The sequence below is a fragment of the Curtobacterium sp. MCBA15_005 genome, from assembly GCF_001864855.1.
GTDB classification, from domain to species: Bacteria; Actinomycetota; Actinomycetes; order Actinomycetales; family Microbacteriaceae; genus Curtobacterium; species Curtobacterium flaccumfaciens.
In genome coordinates, this window is sequence record NZ_MJGL01000067.1 from 32,626 (window position 1) to 52,163 (window position 19,538).

Below are 19,538 nucleotides of genomic sequence, written 5' to 3' on the forward strand. Positions count from 1 at the left end.
ACCCGTGACGACGGTCCGCCCGGACCACGAGAGCCAGGAGAGCGCGCGCGAGCGTGCGCTCTCCTGGCTCCGTCAGGTGTCCGGAGAACTCTCCACCGCCACGATCAAGCGACTCGAGGACACGCTCCCCTGGTACAGCGAGATGCCGCCGGGGCGCCGCTCCGCCGTGGGCCTCGTCGCCCAGGCCGGCATCACCTCGTTCATCAGCTGGCTCGAGGGCACCGCGTCGACACCGTGGATCGCCGCGGCCGACGTCTTCGGGTCCGCCCCGCGGGAACTCCTGCGCTCGGTGAGCCTGCAGCAGACCCTGCAGCTCATCCGCGTCGTGGTGACCGTGGTCGAGGAACGCGCCGCCGACGACGAGATGCTGCAGGAGGCGATCCTCAAGTACTCCCGCGACATCGCGTTCGCCGCCGCCGACGTCTACGCCCGCGCGGCCGAGGCCCGTGGCCTGTGGGATGCCCGGCTCGAAGCGCTCGTGGTCGACTCGATCCTCTCCGGCGAGTACGACGACGAACTGCCCTCCCGCATCGCCGCCCTCGGGTGGCACGGCCACGGCGAGGTCGCGGTGCTCGTCGGCACCGCACCGAAGCAGCTCGAGGTCGACCAGGTCCGGCGCACCGCACGGCACATGGACGCCGACGTGCTCGTCGGGGTCCAGGGATCGCGGCTCGTCGTGGTGATCGGCCGCGCCACCCCGCGCGACGACGTCCCCGAGGGCGAGGAGCCCGTCTCCTTCACGACCATCGCGCAGGCCCTCGAACCCCTGTTCGGCGAGGGTCACCTGGTGCTCGGCAACGAGGTCCCCGGGGTCGTCGACGCCTCGACGAGCGCGAAGGCCGCCCTCGCCGGGTTCGCCGTCGCGCGTGCCTGGCGTGGCGTGCCCCGCCCGGCCCTGGCCGACGACCTGCTACCCGAACGGGCCCTGGCCGGCGACCCCCTCGCAAGGTCGGCCCTGGTGCAGCGCATCTACGTCCCGCTCAAGGACCAGTCCACCGAGCTCCTGCAGACGCTCTGGTGCTACCTGGACACCGGGCGTTCGCTCGAGGCCACGGCGCGCGAGCTCTTCGTGCACCCGAACACCGTGCGCTACCGCCTGCGCCGGGTCGCCGACATCATCGGCTGGGACGCCACGCACGCCCGTGACGCCCTGATCGTGCAGTCGGCGCTCATCCTCGGCGCGATGTCCGAGTCCGCGACCGGACGCCGCCGCATCACCCCACGGCGGTAGAGAACCAACAATGTCCCGCGGGGATTCGTGTGGGAAGTCCACACGGGCCCCGCGGGACGAGAACGCGAGGATTGTCCGGTGATCGTCGTCGTCGCGCCCGGACAGGGCTCCCAGACCCCCGGCTTCCTCGCCCCCTGGCTCGAGGACGCCACCGTTCGTGAACGAGTCGGGCAGTGGTCGGAGTCGATCGGCGTCGACCTCGCCGAGCACGGCACGAACTCCGACGCGGACACCATCAAGGACACCGCGCTCGCACAGCCCCTCATCGTCGCCGCCGGCCTGGTGACCGCCGACGCACTGCTCGCCGAGGGCCGTCGCGCCCTGGTGGGCGGGGTCGCCGGACACTCGGTGGGCGAGTTCACCGCCGCCGCGGTCGCCGGGATCCTCGAGCCGACCGACGCCGTCGCCCTGGTCGCCGAACGCGGCCGCGCCATGGCCGACGCCGCAGCGCTCGAGCCGACCTCGATGGCCGCCGTCCTCGGTGGCGACGCCGACGCCGTGGCCGCGGCCCTCGCCGAGCACGGCCTGGTGCCCGCGAACCACAACGGTGGCGGCCAGACCGTCGTCGCCGGTGCGGCCGGCGCCATCGCTGCCCTCGCCGCCGACCCGCCCGCCAAGGCCCGCGTGATCCCGCTCGCCGTGGCCGGTGCGTTCCACACCCGGTACATGGCCCCTGCCGTCGAGCGGGTCGCCCCGGTCGCGGCCGCTGCCACGGTGCAGGACCCGACCCTGCCGATCTGGACGAACGCCGACGGCTCCCGGGTCGACGACGGTCGCCGCTTCGTCGACCTGATGGTCCAGCAGATCGCGAACCCCGTGCACTGGGACGCGGTCATGGAGTCGTTCTCCACCGCCGGTGTGACCGGCATCATCGAGCTCGCACCCGCCGGTGCCCTCGTCGGCCTGGCGAAGCGCGGCCTCCGCGGCACGCCGACCGTCGCGATCAAGACCCCCGACGACCTGCCTGCAGCGATCGACCTGCTGCAGCGCGCGGGCCAGGAAGCAGACGCAACCGCATGACCGACCCGACCACCCCGACGGACGTCCCCACGGGCCTCCCGACCGGATCCGCGCGCCCGCTGCTCCAGCAGCGCCGCGGCCACGAGTTCACCCGCATCCTGGCGTTCGGCGCCGCCCGCGGCGAGAACGTCGTGCCGAACGACGACCTCGTCGGCCCGATCGACTCGTCCGACGAGTGGATCCGGCAGCGCACCGGCATCATCACCCGCAAGCGCGCGGGCAAGGACGTCGAGGCCGTCGACCTCGCCGAGGCCGCCGCGCGCGAGGCCATCGAGAAGGCCGGCATCGAGCCGTCCCAGATCGGCGTCGTGCTCGTGAGCACCGTGACGCACACCGTGGCGACCCCGTCGATGGCGTCGCTGCTCGCCGAGCGCATCGGGGCCACCCCGGCGGCCGCGTACGACATCAGCGCCGCCTGCGCCGGGTACGCCTACGGCATCGCCCAGGCCGACTCGTTCATCAAGTCCGGACTCGCCGACCACGTGCTGGTCGTCGGCGCCGAGAAGCTCAGCGACGTCGTCGACCCGACCGACCGCTCGATCTCGTTCCTGCTCGGGGACGGTGCCGGCGCCGCCGTGATCGGCCCGAGCGACTTCCCGGGCATCGCCCCCACCATCTGGGGTTCCGACGGCTCGAAGTGGGACGCCATCGGCATGACCGCGACCTACAACGAGTGGGAGGCCGGCGCGCCGCGTCCGACCATGCGCCAGGCAGGGCAGACGGTGTTCCGCTGGGCCGTCTGGGAGATGGTCAAGGTCGCCCGCCAGGCGCTCGAGACCGCCGGGGTCCGCCCCGAGGACCTCGCCGCCTTCGTGCCGCACCAGGCGAACATCCGCATCATCGACGAGTTCGCCAAGCAGCTCGGCCTGCCCGAGACGGTGACGATCGCCCGCGACATCACCACCACCGGCAACACCTCCGCCGCGAGCATCCCGCTCGCCACGCACCGCCTGCTCGAGGAGCACCCGGACCTGTCGGGCGGCCTCGCCCTGCAGATCGGCTTCGGCGCCGGACTCGTCTTCGGCGCGCAGGTGGTCGTCCTCCCCTGATCCCCGCCCGGTCGCGCAGCCGCGCGCCGGTCCCCATCCCGACGAGCCTCCGCGCACCCGGACCCCGCGTGCCCTAGGCTGGTCAACGGTCAAACGACACCCCCCTTCAAGGAGAACACTCATGGCCCTGTCCAACGAAGAAGTCCTCGCCGGCCTGGCCGAGCTGATCAACGACGAGACCGGTATCGCCACCGACACCGTCGCCGCCGACAAGTCCTTCACGGACGACCTCGACATCGACTCCATCTCGATGATGACCATCGTGGTCAACGCCGAGGAGAAGTTCGACGTGAAGATCCCGGACGAAGAGGTCAAGAACCTCAAGACCGTGGGCAACGCGGTCGACTACATCGTCAAGGCCCAGGCCTGACACGAGCTTCCTGAGCGCCGCGGCCCGCGGACCCCTGCGGGCCACGGCGCTCATCTTGTTCACCCCAACGAAAGAACACGTCGTCCCATGACCAAGAAGACCGTCGTCGTCACCGGGATCGGTGCGATCTCACCCCTCGCCGCGACCGCCCCGGACACCTGGGACGCGCTGCTCGCCGGCAAGTCCGGCATCACCCGCATCGAGGACCCCCGTTACGCCGAGCTCGAGCTCCCCGTGGAGTTCGCCGGCCAGGCGCGCCGGTTCCTCACCGACCAGCTCACCCGCCCCGAGTCGAAGCGCCTCGACCCCTCGTCGCAGCTGTCGCTCGTCGCGGCGCGCGAGGCCTGGGCTGACGCCGGCATCGACGACGAGTCGGTCGTGCCCGAGCGCCTGATCGTCGACTGGGCGACCGGCATCGGCGGCGTGAACACGCTGCTCGACGCCTGGGACACCCTGCGCGAGAAGGGCCCGCGTCGCGTCCTGCCGATGACGGTCCCGATGCTCATGGCGAACGGCCCCGCCGCCGCCATCGAGATGGAGTTCGGCGCCCGTGGCGGCGCCCGCACCTACCTGTCGGCCTGCGCGTCCTCGACCGAGTCACTGGCCGAGGCGTACCGGCACATCGCCGACGGCGACGCCGACATCGTCATCACCGGTGGCGCCGAGGCCGCGCTGCACCCGCTCCCGCTGGCCGCGTTCGCCGCGATGCAGGCCCTGTCGCGCCGCAACGACTCCCCCGAGACCGCCTCGCGTCCGTACGACGTCACGCGTGACGGCTTCGTGCTCGGTGACGGCGCAGCAGCGCTCATCCTCGAGTCGAAGGAGCACGCGGAAGCCCGCGGCGCGACCATCTACGCCGAGGTCGCCGGCTCCGGCATCACCTCCGATGCCTTCCACATCACCGCGCCGGACCCCGAGGGCAGCGCCGCCGCCCGTGCGGTCCTGCAGGCCCTCGAGCACGCCGACGCGAGCATCGAGGACGTCGTGCACGTCAACGCGCACGCCACTTCGACGCCCGTCGGCGACGTCGCCGAGTACCACGCGATGCGTCGGGTCTTCGGCGACCACCTGGACGACGTCGTGGTGTCCGCCACCAAGGCGTCCACGGGGCACCTGCTCGGTGGTGCCGGTGCGATCGAGGCGGTCTTCACCGTCCTCGCGCTGCACAACCGCGTCGCCCCGCCGACGATCAACCTGCACGACCAGGACCCGGAGATCATGATGGACGTGGCCCGCGAGCCGCGTGCCCTGCCCGAGGGCGACCTGCTCGCGGTCAGCAACTCGTTCGGCTTCGGCGGCCACAACGCCGTGGTCGCGTTCCGCAGCGTCTGATCCGTCACACCCTCTGCCAGGAGGCCCGTCCCGCGTCGTCGGGGCGGGCTTCCGTCGTTCCGGTGGTCGGGTCGCAGTCCCGCCAACACGCCGTCGTGTCGCTGAGGCACCCCGGGAACGACGAGACGCCGCCGTGTTCGGCGGCGTCTCGAGTCTTCAGCGGTGTCAGGACAACACGCCGGCGTGTTGCGCACCCGACGCCGACGTCCGGCCCACCCGAGACGCCGGCGTGTTGCGAGTCGGGTCAGCCGACGCGGTGCAGCCAGACGACCGGGTTGCCCTCGGCCGCGTGGCGGAAGGGCTCGAGCTCGTCGTCCCAGGCCTGCCCGAGGGCGAGTCGGAGCTCACGGTGCAGCTCGAGGGCGTTGCTGCCCGCGACCTCCATCGCGTAGCGCACCCGGTCCTCGGGGATGACCATGTTGCCCGTGACGTCGGTCTGGGCGTAGAACACACCGAGGTCGGGCGTGTGCATCCAGCGGCCGCCGTCCGAGGCGCTCGTCGGCTCCTCGGTGACCTCGTACCGCAGGTGCTCCCACCCGCGCAGGGCCGACGCGATCGCGGCACCGGCGCCCACCGCACCGGTCCACGTGTACTCGGTCCGGCGCGCACCGTCCTGTGCGGGCTGGTCGAGCCACGAGAAGTTCACGGCGCGGTTCATCGCGCGACCTGCTGCCCATTCGACGTGCGGGCAGAGCGCGCGGGGTGAGGAGTGCACGTAGAGCACTCCTGTCGTCGTTCCGTTCACGGTTCCTCCGATACGTCAGGTGCGACTTCCCCATCGACCTGGTGCGGAGGATCCTGACCCGAGGGGCCACGGAACCATCGGTATGCGATTGTGATGTCCCGACGGGACACGCCCATTATGCAGCGCCACGCCTGGGAACGGCAAGGACCCGACCGGATCAGTGCCACCGCAACCCGTCAGTGCAGGACGGCACCGTTCGCGTCGACCGGGTGCCGCTCCCCCGCCGTGATCGGCACCGGGACGCGGTTGTCCTCCGGTGGGATCGGGCAGGCGTATTGGTACGAGAACGCGCACGGCGGCAGCACCAGCTGGTTCCAGTCGAGCTCGACCGTGGCCTCGGCGCCGGGGTCGTCGAGGTACAGGAACCGACCCATCGAGTAGGTGCTGCCCGGGTCGTCCTCGGGCAGGGCACTCGTGGCGTCCTGCACGATGAGCTGCAGCCGGGCGGCTCCGCGGTGGGCAGCCGACCGGACAGCGACGAAGCGCACCGCGGCACCACCCACGACGGTCTCGACGTGTCCGGCGACCGGCAGGGCGTCGCCGGCGGCGTCACGGACGCTGCCACGGGCCTCCGGGGCGTCCCCGACCAGCGGGACGTACGTGCCGGACGTCACCCAGTCGCGGGACCACGCGAAGCGGGCGATCTGCGCGAAGCGGGCGATCGCCTCGGACGACGGGTCCCAGACGCGCAGGGTGTCGCCGCTGACGGTGCCGGCGAAGCCGTCCGGCAGCGCGACGGTCGACGGCACGACGGCGGTGTCCCCGGCCACCAGGACCGTGCCGTCGACCGGGACGCCGTCGACGACGACGCCGTCGGATGCCTCGGCCGTCACGGTGAGTCCGCCGACGGCCGGGGCCCACGTCCCGGGGACCGGCCAGACCGGCTGCGGGTGATCGACGTGCTGGGCGTTCACCAGGGCGAGCGGCCCACGGGCACTGCGCGCCCAGCGGTCACGGTCGTGGACGTGCTCGGCGAAGGCGGCGACGACCGCGTCGTCGGGTGCGCCGGTGCCGTTCGTCACGCCTGCTCCTGGCGGGGGTAGATGACCTTCTGCACGATGATGATGACCGACGCCGCGACGGGCAGCGCCACGAGCGCGCCGAGCACGCCGCCGATCGTGCCGCCGGCGACCGCCGCGATGACCACGAGGGCGCCGGGCACCTGGACCGCCCGCGACATGATGCGCGGGGAGATCAGGTAGGCCTCGACCTGCATGTAGACCAGGTAGTAGATGCCCGAGAACAGGGCGGTGGCCGGCGACGCGAAGAAGCAGAGCAGCGAGATCACGATCGCGGCGGCCAGCGTGCCGACCAGCGGGATCAGCGAGCCGAGGAACGCGATGAACGCGAGCAGCACGGGCAGCGGTGCACCGATGATGAGCAGGAAGACGAAGCTCAGGATGCCGTTGATGAGCGCCTGCGACACCTGCCCGACGACGTACCGGCCGACCGCCTGCGTGATCTGCTCGCTCACGTCGATGAAGTTCTGGCGACGCGACGCCGGGACGAACCGGTAGGCCGCGCGCTTCATGCCCCGCATCGACGCGAGGAAGTAGAGCATCAGGATGATGACGATGAGCGCCCCGGTGACCCCGGACAGGATCCCGCTGCCGACCGCCAGGATCCCGCCGCCGACGCTGAGCAGGTTGCCCGGCTTCTCGACGAAGGACTGCAGCGACTGCAGCGCGTGGTCGATGTCGAACGACCCCGCGAACTGCTTCGACAGGTCCTGCACCCACGGCTGCTGCGAGATGTCCTGCACGATCTCGGGGAAGTTCTGGACCAGGTTCGAGGTCTGCTCCACCAGGATCGGGACGACGGCGAAGACGATGCCGGCGAAGGCCCCGAGGACGACCACCACGACGATCGTGATCGCGGACCAGCGCGGGATGATCCGCTCGAGGAACGACACGAGGGGGTCGATGCCGAGCGCCAGGAACAGCGCGACCCCGATGTAGACCAGGACCGTGCTCAGCTCGTTGATGATCGACCCGGCGAGCAGCGCGACGAGCACCCCGATGGCGCCCATGAACCCGATGCGGAAGGCGTTCACGCGCACGCCGGTACCGCCACGGGTCACCTCGAAGGTGACGTTCGGTGTCGGTGCGTGGTCGTCCTGCGACGTGTCGCGCTTCCTTGGCATGTGCACGTAGGGCGGGCGGGACTCGAACCCGCGGATCGTTCGGTTATGAGCCGACTGCCTTGACCAGCTTGGCTACCGCCCCTCGCCGGGGACCCTCAGGCCACCGGCTCACCACGATACAGCGACTCGAACGTCGACAGCGTGCGGTTGATGTCGTGTGCCTCGATCATGGCCAGGCTGCGTTCCCGCATCGCCACGTACTCCGACTCGGGCGCGGTGAGCACCGTCGTGAGCTTCGCCGCCAGGTCGTCCACGTCGCCCGGGGTGAACAGGTACCCGTTGCCGTCGATCAGGTGCGGCAGCGCCATCGAGTCGGCGGCGACGACGGGCAGCCCCGAGGCCATCCCCTCGAGCGACGAGATGCTCTGCAGTTCCGCCGTGGACGGCATCGCGAACACCGTCGCGTTGGTCAGGGCCTCCTGCTTGCGCTCGTCGGAGACGAACCCCAGGAACCGCACGCGGTCCTCGAGCCCGAGCTCCTTCGCCAACGCGGTGAGCTTCGGGATCATCTCACCGTCGCCGACGATCGTCAGCGTCGCGGACAGCTCGGCGGGCAGCAGCGCCACCGCGCGGACCAGCACGTCGAGGTTCTTCTCGGGGGCCACACGACCCACGAACACGATGTCGTTGTTGACCGGGCGTCCCTCGCGCGCCACGTACCGGGACGCGTCGATGCCGCACGAGATCGCGAGGACCTGCTGTCCGGCGATGGCCTTCCGCAGGTAGTCGGCGGCCAGGTTCGTCGGCGTGGTGATGGTGTCGGCCAGCCGGTAGGTCTTGGCGGCGTCGCTCCACGCGATCTTCAGCGCGAGGGGCAGCGTCCACTTGCCGAACGGCGTGTACTCGAGCAGGTTCTCGGGCATGAAGTGGTTCGTCGCGATGACCCGGATGCCGCGGTCGTTCGCCTCGTGCACGATGCCGCGACCGATGACCACGTGCGACTGGATGTGCAGCACGTCGGGCTTGACCGCGTCGAGGATCGGGGCCGTCCACTTCCGGACGCTCCACGGCCACACGAAGCGCAGCCACGGGTGCAGCGGCCACTTGTACGACTTCAGGCGGTGCACGACGAGCGTGACGCCGTGGTGCTCCTCGTCGAAGGTGCCGTACTGGCGGCTCGAGGCCGGGGCCACGACGTGGACCTCGTGCCCGCGCTCGGCGAGACCGACGGCGAGCTGCTCGGCGAAGGTGGCGGCGCCGTTGACGTCGGGGGCGAAGGTGTCCGCTGCGATCAGCACGCGCAACGGTCGGTGACCGCCCGTCGCACCCGTCGGTCCGGCGGTGGCGGTGGTGGCGTCTCCTGACACGGCTGAGTTCGTCCTCTCGTGGGCGATGGCTGGTCGGCAGTGACGCTATCGCACCAGGATCGACGGTCGCGTCAGCCGCGCGGATGAGGGCGGCGACCACCGGGCGCGCGGCGTCAGGCCCGGGTCTGCGGGTGGTGCTTGGCGAGCAGGAACACCCCGGTGATGGCGATGCCCGCGGCGACCACGAACCCAGCCACCGCGAACAACGGCGCCCCCGAGGCCTCGCCGAGCACGATGACGCCGATGCCGACCGCGACGATCGGATCGATCACCGTCAGCCCCGCGATCACGAGGTCGGCCGACCCGCTCGAGTACGCGTTCTGCACGAAGTACCCGCCGAGCGACGCCGCCACGACCACGCCGGCGATCGCGAGCACGGTCAGCCAGTCGAAGGTGCCGTTCACGAACCGGTTGAGCACGACCTTGGCCAGCGTCGCCACGAACCCGTAGAGCACCCCCGCCCCGACGATGTAGTAGAGCGCACTGCGGTGCTTGGCCACCAGACGGAACGACACCAGCACGAGCACCAGCACGACGGCCAGGATCACCAGCACGGTGACGAGCTGCTGGCGGGTGATCGCGCTCTCGTGCCCGACGAACGCCGCGATCCCGACGAAGATGCCGACACCGATGATGCACGTCCACACGGCCCGCCGCGCACGACGACCGAGCGGCACACCCGACGACCGCGACGAGAACCACGTCGTGATGACCAACGCCACGGCACCCAGCGGCTGCACGACGATCAGGGGGGCGAACGTGATGCTGATGAGCTGGAGCACCACCGCGATGCCGAGCATGAGCGTGCCGAGCACCCAGTAACCGCTCGAGACGAGCCCGACCACGTGCCTGACGCTCAGCCCCTTCGACTGCCGACCGAGACGCGCCTCGACCCGCTGCACCCCGCGGCTCTGGAACTGCGCCCCGAGCGACAGGAAGACCGCACCGATCAGGGCCACCGGGATCATCAGCGCCTGGAACGGCGTGAGGTTGCTCACGGCGTCCGGCAGCTGGAGGTCCGTCGTCACGCGTCGAGGCTACCGTCCCCCGCCGGATAACCTGGGTGAATGGCCGTTCTCCCGATCCGCATCACCGGCGAACCCGTCCTGCACGAGCGTGCAGCCGAGGTCACCGCGTTCGATGACGACCTCCGCACCCTCGTCGCCGACATGCTCGAGACCATGGACCTGGCCCCCGGCGTCGGCCTGGCCGGACCGCAGGTGGGTGTCGGCAAGCGCCTGTTCGTGTACTCCTACACCGATGACGACGACGTCCTGCACCGGGGCGCCGCCGTCAACCCGGTCCTGTGGATCACGCCCCCGGTCCCCGAGTCCGTCGAGGAGCTCGACGAGGACGAGGAGTCCGAGGGCTGCCTCTCGATCCCGGGCGAGCGGTTCCCGCTCCGCCGCTCCGAGAGCGCCCTGCTGCGGGCCTTCGACGAGCACGGCACCCCGTTCGAGGTCGAGGCGCACGGCTGGCTGGCCCGGATCTTCCAGCACGAGTACGACCACCTGGACGGCTGGCTCTACGCCGACCGCCTGGTGCACCCCTACGGCAAGCAGGTCGCCAAGGCGATCCGCAAGAGCAGCTGGGGCGGACCCGGCCAGTCCTGGTTGCCGGGTCGCGACCACCCCGAGGGCTGACGCCCGTCCTGCCGCCGTCGGCCCGTCGCGGGTGCGGCGGTCGGTCTGGAGGCCCGGCTCAGCCCCGGTAGGCCGCCAGTGCGTCCCGCAGGTGGTCGGTCTCCGGGTGTCCGGGGCAGTACCGCAGGAGGCCTGCGGCCACGTGCGCACCGCGCTCGTCGGCGACCGCCGACGTCCACGGGTCCGAGCCGCGCACCGCGCAGGCGCTCGCGAGCTCGACCAGGGTCGCGTCGCCACGCGCCACGGTCACCGCGGCCTGCTGCTGGCTCGACGGCACCGAGCCGGTCAGGCGCTTCGCCGAGCAGTCGGTACGCTCGGCATCCCACACCGCCGAGTAGGTCGTGTAGGTCTCGCTGTCCGATCCGCCGCGGTCGCAGACGAACGCGAAGACCACCGGCGACGCGCCTGAGCCCAGCCCCGTGTCCGAGCTCGTCGGGTCCTCGGAGGCATCGGTGTCCGGGCCGACACTGCTGCAGCCGGTGAGCACCGCCGTCGCGGCGACGACCACGCCCAGGAGCGCGAGTCGAGGCGAACGGGAACGGTGCACCTGTGAACGCTAACAGCATCGACCGGGCACGAGCCGCGCGAACGCTGCGGATCCGGTGCGCAGGTGCGCTGGTGTGCAACTGCAGTTCGGCAGCGGGAACGCAAAAGGTCCCCATCCAGAAGGATGAGGACCTGTCGCTCCCCGAGTTGGACTCGAACCAACAACCTGCCGGTTAACAGCCGGCTGCTCTGCCAATTGAGCTATCGAGGATCACTGTTCGCTGGCGAATGACGTGCGAACAACGGGTAACAGCATAGCAGGACCCTGGCGCCGTCCACCGCATCGGACACGCCGCCCGGGCGCGCCGCGTGGTGGAGCCCCCGGGTCAGTACCCGGCGACCGGGTCGACGACGCCGACGAAGCCCTCGCCGTCGCCCCCGAGGAACGCCGTGGCGTTCAACCGGACGCGCTCGGCCAGCAGGGGCGCGACCATGTCCGGGGTGTCGGCCTGGTGCGGGGTGATGACGGCTCCGGGCTCGGACCACAGCGGGTGCCCGTCGGGCAGCGGTTCGGGGTCGGTGACGTCGAGGCCGGCCGCGGCGATCTCCCCGGCGCGCAGCGCGGCGACCAGGGCGTCGGTGTCGACGAGTCCGCCGCGCGCGATGTTCACGAGCCGGGCGGAGGGCTTCATGATCCGGAACTGCCGCTCACCGAAGAGCTTCGCGGTGCCCGAGGTCATCGCCGCCGCGATCATCACCACGTCGGCGTCGGGCAGGACCTGGTCGAGCTCGTCGGTGGTGACGGTCCGCGCGGCTCCCGGGACGGGGTCGAGCGAGCGGCGCACGACGGTGACGTCGACGTCGAACGGCGCGAGCAGCCGGAGGTACTCGAGCGCGATCCCGCCGGCACCGATCACGACGACGTTCCGCCCGTACAGCGAGACCCCCTCGGGCTCGGTCGCCCACGACGACGCACGAGCGCGCTTCTGCAGGACCCGGAGCGTGCCGAGGGTCAACGCCAGCGCGTGCTCGGCGACCGGCTCCGCGTAGGCACCCTTGGCCGACGTGAACAGCACGCGGTCGCCGTGCTCCTGGATCAGGTGTGCGAAGGCGTCGACTCCGGCGAACGGCAGCTGCACCCACCCGACGGCGGAGTGCCGGCGCAGGGTTTCGTCCAGGCCGGCGGGATCGCGGTTGTCGAGCCAGACGATGCCGCGGGTGTCCGGGCCGAGCGGCCCGACCGTCCCGCCGGCCTCGGTCACGACCCGCGCGTGCAGGTCGCTCGGTCCGACGGTCCCGCTGACCTCGGGGGCCGCACTCACGGGCCGGTCGGCCGGCGCGGGCAGCACCGCGACGGGGCCGGACTCCGGGGGTCGGATCGGCAGGGGCGTGCGGGCGGTGGGGACGACTGCCCGGTGCCCGCGGGCCGGCTTCGCGGCGCTCACAGGCCCTCGGGCCGGTCGGTGCGCGGGCCGGTGCCGGCGGCGAGCGGACGGCGCGGCGCCGACGAACGGCGGGACGTGCTCGGTGCCGGCCGACGCTTCACCCCGCGGGCCGCGGTCGAGGCGAGGGTCTTCACGTAGGGGTCGACGGGGTTGTCGAGGACCTCGTCGAAGGTGCCGAGCCCGACGAGCCGGGCATCGGCCATCACGGCGACACGGTCGGCGAGGGCGCGGGCCTCGCGCAGGTCGCTGGACACGACGACGGCCGAGAACTGCCGGCCGCGCTGCAGCGCCGCCAGGGCCTCGAGCACGGACTGCCGCACGAGCACGTCGACGCCGCGTGCCGGTTCGTCCGCGACCAGCAGCTGGGGTTCGAGCACGAGCGCCTTCGCCAGGGCGACACGCTGGCGCTGCCCGCTCGAGAGCTCCCACGTGTTCAGGCGCATCGCCCCGAGCGGCAGGTGCACCGCGTCGAGCAGCCGGGCCACGATGAGCCCGGCCTCGCGCCGGTCGAACCGGCGGTCGCGTGCGTAGATCGGTTCGGCGACGGCCTCGCCCACGGTCAGGTCCGGGCTGAGCCGGTCGGCGCCGTCCTGCGGCAGGTAGCCGATCCGGCCGCTCAGCCGTTCGAGCTTGCGCGACGAGGGGCGGAGGCCCCGGGTCTTCTGGCCGAGCACGGTGAGCTCGCCGCCGACGATGTGTCGACGGAGGGCTCCCTCGCCCTCGCCGTGGGACCCGAGCTGGCCGGCGATGGCGGCGGCGAAGGTCGACTTGCCCGAGCCCGACTCACCGAGCAGGGCGAGGATCTCCCCCTGCCGGACCGTCAGGCTCACGCCGTCGACGGCCCGGATGGACTCGCCCCCGCGTCCGCCCCGGTACTCGATCGACACGTCGTCCGCGACGACCGCCGGTCCGTTGACCGCGATCATGGGTCCCCTTCCACGCCGCCCCCTGGCGGCGGTTCGCGACGGACCGCCCTGGCAGGTCCGTCGTGCGTACAGCAGTGGAGCCGACCACCCTGGAGGCCGGCGTGCGTCGACGACGCTGGCCGGGCCTCCAGGGTGGGTCACGTCGGGTCAGGACCCGGCGTGCTCCAGTCGCTCCAGCGTACGCCGTCGCTCCGCCTGCTCGGCTGGGTCCGGCACCGGCAACGACGCGAGGAGCCGCTGCGTGTAGGGGTGCTGCGGCGCGCCGAGGACCTGCGCCGTCGTGCCCGTCTCGACCAGGTCACCGCGGTACAGCACCGCGATCCGGTCGGAGAGCGCGCCGACGACCGCGAGGTCGTGGCTGATGAACAGCGAGGCGAAGCCGAGGTCCTGCTGGAGCTCGAGGAAGAGCTCGAGCACGCGCGCCTGCACGGAGACGTCGAGCGCACTCGTCGGCTCGTCGGCGATGAGCAGCTTCGGCCGGAGCGCGAGCGACCGGGCGAGCGACGCGCGCTGGCGCTGCCCACCGGAGAGCTCGTGCGGGTAGCGGTCGCCGTACGCGGCCGGCAGCTGCACGGCCTCGAGCAGCTCGTCCACCCGCTTGCGTGCAGCGCGGGGACTCGAGACCTCCCGGTGCACGACCAGCGGCTCGGCGACGCACTCGGCGATCGTCAGCAGCGGGTTGAACGAGGTCGCCGGGTCCTGGAACACGAACCCGATGTCCTTCCGCAGGTGCTTGAAGTCGCGTTCGCGGTACCCGAGCATCTCGGCGCCGAGGACCTTGAGCGAGCCGCCGGTGACCTTCGTCAGGCCCGCCATGGCCCGGCCGATGGTGGTCTTGCCGGAGCCGGACTCCCCCACCAGGCCGAGGACCTCGCCCGGACGGATCGCCAGGTCGACGCCCTTGACCGCCTTGAACGCTGGCGAGCCGAGCCGCCCGGGGTACTCGATCTCGAGCCCCTTCGCCTCGACCAGCGGGGTGACGTCCTCGGCGATCGCGGCGCGCCGGGCCACCCCGGTGGACGCCTCGAGCCGGGGCACCGCCGCGAGCAGCCGCTTGGTGTAGTCGGCCTGGGGCGTCGCGAACAGCGCCGACGCCGTGGCCTCTTCGACGATCTCGCCCTGGTACATCACGGCGACGCGGTCGGCCAGGTCGGCGACCACACCCATGTTGTGCGTGATGACGACGATCGCGGTGCCGAACTCGTCGCGGCAGCGGCGCAGCAGGTCGAGGATCTCGGCCTGCACCGTCACGTCGAGCGCCGTCGTCGGTTCGTCCGCGATGATGACGCTCGGCTCGAGGGCCAGTGCGCTCGCGATGACCACGCGCTGCTTCTGCCCGCCGGAGAACTGGTGCGGGTAGTGGTCGACGCGGGTCTCGGGGTCGGGGATGCCGACGCGACCGAGGTAGTCGATGGCCTTCGCCCGAGCTTCCTTCTTGGACACACCGCCGTGGGCGCGGAGCCCCTCGGCGATCTGCCACCCGACGGTGAAGACCGGGTTGAGGGCGGTCGACGGTTCCTGGAACACCATCGCCCCGGCGGTTCCGCGCAGGCTGCGGAGCTTCTGCGCGCCGACGCTCACCACGTCGGTGCCGTCGAGCAGCACCGCGCCGCCGAGCGTCGCCGTCTCCGGCATGAGCCGCAGCATGCTGCGCGCCGTGACGGACTTGCCGGAGCCGGACTCGCCGACCAGGGCGAGCACCTCGCCGGGGCGGACGTCGAGGCTGACGCCCTTGACCGCGTCGACGGCGCCGCCGTCGGTCGCGAACGTGACGGTCAGGTCGTCCACGACGACGACCGGTTCGGTGGTGGTGTCGCCCGGTTGCAGGCGGGTGGTCGGGGTCATGCGCCCGTCCCTTCCGTGTCGTTCCCGGCGGTGCGCGGTGCCGCGGCGTCGCGCGTGTCGCGGGGTGCCTCGGGGTCGCGCGTTTCGCGCGTCTCGCGTGTTTCGCGCGTGGACACGAGCTGCTTCAGGCGTCGGCGTGCACGCAGGCGGGGGTCGGAGATGTCGTTCAGGCTCTCGCCGATGAAGGTCACGCCGAGCACGAGCACCACGATCGCGACACCCGGGTAGACACCGGTCCACCAGACACCGCTCGCGACGTCCGAGAGCGCGCGGCTCAGGTCGTAGCCCCACTCGGCGCCCGACGTCGGGCCGATGCCGAACCCGAGGAAACCGAGGCCGGCCAGGGTCAGGATCGCGTCGCTCGCGTTGAGCGTCAGGATGAGCGGCAGCGAACGCGTCGAGTTCCGCAGGACGTGCCGCGTCATGATGCGCCACGGGTTCGTGCCCATCACGCGCGCCGACTCGACGAACGCGTCGTTCTTCAGCCGGACGGCCTCGGCCCGGACCACGCGGAAGTACTGCGGCACGTACACGACGGTGATCGAGATCGCCGCCGCGATGATGCCGCCCGAGTAGCTCGAGTTGCCGCCGGAGATGACGATGGACACGATGATCGCGAGCAGCAGCGACGGGAACGCGTAGATGGCGTCGGCCACGACCACCAGGACGCGGTCGAGCCAGCCGCCCAGGTACCCGGAGACCATGCCGAGCAGGACGCCCACGATGATCGAGACGATCACGGCGACGATGACGACGAGCACGGCCGTGCGGGCGCCGTAGAGCACGCGGCTGAACACGTCGAAGCCGCCGACCGTGGTTCCCCAGATGTGCTCGGCACTCGGTTCGCCGGTGCGCGGGAAGCTCTGCCCGTCCGCGCCCTGCAGCTGACCGAAGCCGTACGGGGCGAGGAGCGGTGCGAAGACCGCGACGAGCAGGTAGAGGGCGCAGATGACCACGCCGACGATGAGCATGGCGCGCTGCCAGCCGGTGCTCCGGCGGAGCTGGACCACCACGGGGAGCCGCTTCCAGAGCGGCTCGTGGCGGTCGACGAGGGTGGTGTCGACCATCGTCAGAACCTCACTCTCGGGTCGATCAGGGCGGCGACCACGTCGACGATGAAGTTGGTCACCGCGACGATCACCGCCAGCATCGCGACGATGCCCTGCACCGCGACGAAGTCACGGGCCGACAGGTACTGGTTGAGCTCGAAGCCCAGGCCGCGCCACCCGAAGGTCGTCTCGGTGAGCACCGAGCCACCCAGGAGCATCGCGATCTGCAGCCCCATCACGGTGATGATCGGCACGAGGGCCGGACGGAACGCGTGGGTGCGGACGAGGCGCGACTCGCGCACGCCGCGGGACCGGGCGGCGTCGACGTACTCCGAGCCGAGCGACCCGATCATGTTCGCGCGCACCAGGCGCAGGAAGATGCCCGCCGTGAGCAGACCGAGCGTCAGCGCCGGCAGGACGGCATGCTGCAGCACGTCGCCGATGACCGCGGCGTTGCCGGTGCGGAGCGCGTCGATGATGTAGATGCCGCTCGCGCCCGGGATGCCGTCGAGGATGAGCGACACCCGGGTCGAGGCACGGTCGCCGAGGGGCAGCCAGCCGAGCCACACCGAGAAGACGAGCTTGAGCAGCAGACCACCGAAGAACACCGGCGTGGCGTAGGTCAGGATCGCGAGCGCACGGAGCAGCACGTCCGGCCACTTGTCGCGCGTGTACGCGGCGAGCATGCCGAGAGGGATGCCGAGCACGAGCGCGACGATGAGCGCGTAGAACACGAGCTCCGCGGTCGCGCCGCCGTACGTGACGATGATGTCGGTGATCGGACGGTTGTCCGTCGACGAGGTGCCGAAGTCACCGCGCAGGATGTTGCCGAGGTACTCGAAGTACTGCACGAGCACCGGCCGGTCGTACCCGGCGGCGTGCAGGCGTTCCTGCAGCTGGCTCGGCGTGAGACGACCGCCGACCGATGCGGTGATCGGGTTCCCGATGACGCGCATCAGGAAGAACACGAGCGTCACCAGGATGAAGACGGTCGGGATGATGAGGAGGAACCTGACGAGGATGTACCGGCCGAGTCCGCCGCCACTGTTCTTGGCACTGCGTTGTGCCTGTGGCTTGGTGGGATCGGTGCCGTTCACGTCCTGCGTCGCCTCGGGAGTGCTGAGGGTCACGGGGTGTGTGCCTTTCGTCGCCGTTGCACAGGCGCGCGGGCGTTCCTCGTGGGAACGCCCGCGGCCTGCACGTGGGGCTTGGTGCTACTTGCTCAGGGTGGCGTACCGGAACTTGAACGAGGCGTCGAGGGTCAGGCCCTTGACGTCCTTGCCGGCGACCGCGACGGACTTGCCCTGCAGCAGCGGCAGCGTCGAGATCTGGGTGGCTTCGCGCTCCTGGGCCTGCTCGATCAGGGCAGCACGCTTGTCCGTGTCGGACTCGGCCTGCTCCTTCGCGATGAGGTCCTGGATCTCCGGGTCGTCGTAGTGGTTCTGGACGAAGTTCTCCTTGGTGAAGAACGGCGACAGGTAGTTGTCGGCGTCGGAGAAGTCCGGGAACCAGCCGAGCTGGTACACGGGGTAGGCGTCCTTGGTGCGCTCCTGCGCGTAGGTCGTGTAGACCGTCGACTGGATGTTGACGGTGAACAGACCGGAGTCCTCGAGCTGCTGCTTGAGCAGCGCGTACTCGTCGTCCGAGGCCGAACCGTAGTGGTCGGGCGCGTACTGGATGTCGAGCTGCACCTTGCCCGTGACACCGGCGTCCGACAGCGTCTTCTTGGCCTTCGCCACGTCCGCGCCGCCGTCGCCGTCGCCGTACATCTCCTTGAACGGCTGGACCGCGCCGGTCAGGCCGTCCGGGACCATCGAGTAGAGCGGGGTGAAGGTGTCGTTGTAGACCTCCTTCGCGAGCTGGGCACGGTCGACCACGTCGGCGGCAGCCTGACGCACGGCCAGGGCCTTCGCCTCGTCGGCGTCGTCCTGCCCGGTGCCGAACGGCTGGGTCTTGAAGTTGAAGACCACGTAGCGGATCTCGCCGCCGGGGCCGTCGGTGACCTTGAGGGAGTCGTCCTTGCGCAGGTCCGAGATGTCGGTCGGCGTCAGGGAGCGGTACGCCACGTCGACGTCGCCCTTCTGCACGGCGAGCTTGAGGTCGGTCTCCTTGGTGTAGTAGCTGGCGGTGACCTCGTCGGTCTTCGCCTTGCCGAGCAGGCCGTCGTACTTCGGGTTGGTCTTGTACTGGATCGTGTCGTTCTCCTTGTAGGAGCTGATCTGGTACTGCCCGGCGAAGGCCTTGCCCTTGACGATGTCGTCGGCGCTGGTGAGCTTCGTCGCGCTGAAGACGTCCTCGTCGACGATCGGACCCGCGGGGCTCGAGAGCACCTGCGGCCAGGTCTGGTCGGCGTGGTCCAGGTTGAACACCACGGTGGTGTCGTCCGGGGTGTCGATGCTCTTGAGGTTGGCCAGCAGCGACTGCGGACCGTTCTCGTTGTTGATCTTCAGCTCGCGGTCGAACGAGAACTTCACGTCGCTCGACGTGAGCTTGTTGCCGTTCGCGAACTCGAGCCCGTCCTTGAGGGTGACCTCGTAGGTCGTCGGGTTCGTGAACTCCGCCTTCGTGGCGATGTCCGGCTCGACGTCCGGGCTCCCCACGGGCGTGTTCATCAGGAACGGGAACACCTGGTTCTGCACGGCGAAGGAGCCGTTGTCGTAGGAACCGGCCGGGTCGAGGGACGTGATCTTGTCCGTCGTCCCGATGCTCAGGCCGTTCAGTTCGGTGTCACTCACGCTGCTGCTCGCGCAGCCGGTCAGCACCAGCGCCGTCGCTGCTGCACCGGCGCCGAGCGCGATGCCGCGCTTGCCCCACTTGGTCACGGATGCCATGTCCGCTGCCTCTCTGGTCATGATTGCAAGAGTCCTGAGCCGGAGGGTGGAACGTCTGTGTGCCCGGCCAGGAACGCTCATTGGTATCACCCTGTCACGGAACAGAACGAACCGGG

Annotated in this window: 18 protein-coding genes and 2 tRNA genes; 6 read left to right on the forward strand and 14 right to left on the reverse strand. The window is 70.9% G+C overall.

The annotated features are described in order from the left end of the window. Positions 1–4 precede the first annotated feature (4 nt). The 5 genes from BIU89_RS15515 (at position 5) to BIU89_RS15535 (ending at position 5,002) form a co-directional block, all read left to right on the forward strand. Positions 5–1,231 carry a PucR family transcriptional regulator gene (locus tag BIU89_RS15515; RefSeq protein ID WP_027465341.1) on the forward strand — a complete coding sequence of 409 codons (1,227 nt, stop codon included), beginning with the start codon at positions 5–7 and terminating at the stop codon, positions 1,229–1,231. Between the two features lie 78 nt (positions 1,232–1,309). Then, positions 1,310–2,251, forward strand: coding sequence for an ACP S-malonyltransferase (locus BIU89_RS15520; RefSeq protein ID WP_071248039.1), 942 nt, complete (start codon positions 1,310–1,312; stop codon positions 2,249–2,251). Then, a complete protein-coding gene (locus tag BIU89_RS15525) occupies positions 2,248–3,300 on the forward strand; it encodes a beta-ketoacyl-ACP synthase III (protein ID WP_071248042.1) in 1,053 nt (350 codons plus the stop codon). Before BIU89_RS15520 ends, BIU89_RS15525 begins: the two co-directional genes overlap by 4 nt. 121 nt (positions 3,301–3,421) lie before the next feature. After that, on the forward strand, positions 3,422–3,670 hold the full coding sequence (locus tag BIU89_RS15530; RefSeq protein WP_017886710.1) for an acyl carrier protein: 249 nt from the start codon (positions 3,422–3,424) through the stop codon (positions 3,668–3,670). Positions 3,671–3,757: 87 nt separating this feature from the next. Further along, positions 3,758–5,002: a beta-ketoacyl-[acyl-carrier-protein] synthase family protein gene (locus tag BIU89_RS15535; protein ID WP_071248045.1), complete on the forward strand. Its 1,245-nt coding sequence runs from the start codon at positions 3,758–3,760 to the stop codon at positions 5,000–5,002. A 244-nt stretch (positions 5,003–5,246) separates the two neighbouring features. On the opposite strand, the gene BIU89_RS15540 is transcribed toward BIU89_RS15535, so the two are convergent. The 6 genes from BIU89_RS15540 to BIU89_RS15565 form a co-directional block, all read right to left on the reverse strand. After that, a complete protein-coding gene (locus tag BIU89_RS15540) occupies positions 5,247–5,747 on the reverse strand; it encodes a DUF3145 domain-containing protein (protein WP_027465337.1) in 501 nt (166 codons plus the stop codon). A 176-nt stretch (positions 5,748–5,923) separates the two neighbouring features. Beyond that, complete coding sequence (locus BIU89_RS15545; RefSeq protein WP_071248048.1) at positions 5,924–6,769, reverse strand: DUF1684 domain-containing protein; 846 nt, start codon at positions 6,767–6,769, stop codon at positions 5,924–5,926. Continuing rightward, complete coding sequence (locus BIU89_RS15550) at positions 6,766–7,890, reverse strand: AI-2E family transporter (protein ID WP_081827323.1); 1,125 nt, start codon at positions 7,888–7,890, stop codon at positions 6,766–6,768. The genes BIU89_RS15545 and BIU89_RS15550 overlap by 4 nt, the downstream gene beginning before the upstream one ends. Positions 7,891–7,897: 7 nt before the next feature. Continuing rightward, positions 7,898–7,972, reverse strand: a tRNA-Ile gene (locus BIU89_RS15555). A 13-nt stretch (positions 7,973–7,985) separates the two neighbouring features. Then, positions 7,986–9,197 carry a glycosyltransferase gene (locus BIU89_RS15560; protein ID WP_071248051.1) on the reverse strand — a complete coding sequence of 404 codons (1,212 nt, stop codon included), beginning with the start codon at positions 9,195–9,197 and terminating at the stop codon, positions 7,986–7,988. Between the two features lie 113 nt (positions 9,198–9,310). Beyond that, positions 9,311–10,225 (reverse strand): DMT family transporter, encoded by a 915-nt coding sequence (locus BIU89_RS15565; RefSeq protein ID WP_027465334.1) that lies wholly within the window; start codon positions 10,223–10,225, stop codon positions 9,311–9,313. 39 nt (positions 10,226–10,264) lie between these two features. Here BIU89_RS15565 and def point away from each other — a divergent pair, with 39 nt between their 5' ends. Beyond that, positions 10,265–10,840, forward strand: coding sequence for a peptide deformylase (def, locus tag BIU89_RS15570; RefSeq protein WP_071248054.1), 576 nt, complete (start codon positions 10,265–10,267; stop codon positions 10,838–10,840). Positions 10,841–10,898: 58 nt separating this feature from the next. Here the strand turns inward: def and BIU89_RS15575 are convergent, their stop codons facing one another. The 8 genes from BIU89_RS15575 to BIU89_RS15610 all read right to left on the reverse strand — a co-directional run bounded on the left by BIU89_RS15575 (position 10,899) and on the right by BIU89_RS15610 (position 19,422). Continuing rightward, entirely contained in the window at positions 10,899–11,387 is a 489-nt protein-coding gene (locus BIU89_RS15575; protein ID WP_139179269.1) for a hypothetical protein, read from the reverse strand. 137 nt (positions 11,388–11,524) lie between these two features. After that, positions 11,525–11,597: transfer RNA gene (locus BIU89_RS15580), tRNA-Asn, on the reverse strand. Between the two features lie 115 nt (positions 11,598–11,712). Continuing rightward, positions 11,713–12,771: a D-isomer specific 2-hydroxyacid dehydrogenase family protein gene (locus BIU89_RS15585; protein ID WP_071248060.1), complete on the reverse strand. Its 1,059-nt coding sequence runs from the start codon at positions 12,769–12,771 to the stop codon at positions 11,713–11,715. Beyond that, complete coding sequence (locus tag BIU89_RS15590; RefSeq protein WP_071248063.1) at positions 12,768–13,697, reverse strand: ATP-binding cassette domain-containing protein; 930 nt, start codon at positions 13,695–13,697, stop codon at positions 12,768–12,770. Before BIU89_RS15590 ends, BIU89_RS15585 begins: the two co-directional genes overlap by 4 nt. 147 nt (positions 13,698–13,844) lie before the next feature. After that, positions 13,845–15,542, reverse strand: a complete 1,698-nt coding sequence (locus tag BIU89_RS15595) for an ABC transporter ATP-binding protein (RefSeq protein WP_071248066.1) — start codon at positions 15,540–15,542, stop codon at positions 13,845–13,847. Beyond that, positions 15,539–16,609 carry an ABC transporter permease gene (locus BIU89_RS15600; protein WP_071248069.1) on the reverse strand — a complete coding sequence of 357 codons (1,071 nt, stop codon included), beginning with the start codon at positions 16,607–16,609 and terminating at the stop codon, positions 15,539–15,541. The genes BIU89_RS15595 and BIU89_RS15600 overlap by 4 nt, the downstream gene beginning before the upstream one ends. 2 nt (positions 16,610–16,611) lie before the next feature. Further along, positions 16,612–17,688 carry an ABC transporter permease gene (locus BIU89_RS15605; protein WP_083404423.1) on the reverse strand — a complete coding sequence of 359 codons (1,077 nt, stop codon included), beginning with the start codon at positions 17,686–17,688 and terminating at the stop codon, positions 16,612–16,614. Between the two features lie 117 nt (positions 17,689–17,805). Then, complete coding sequence (locus BIU89_RS15610; protein ID WP_071248075.1) at positions 17,806–19,422, reverse strand: ABC transporter substrate-binding protein; 1,617 nt, start codon at positions 19,420–19,422, stop codon at positions 17,806–17,808. Positions 19,423–19,538: the final 116 nt, after the last annotated feature.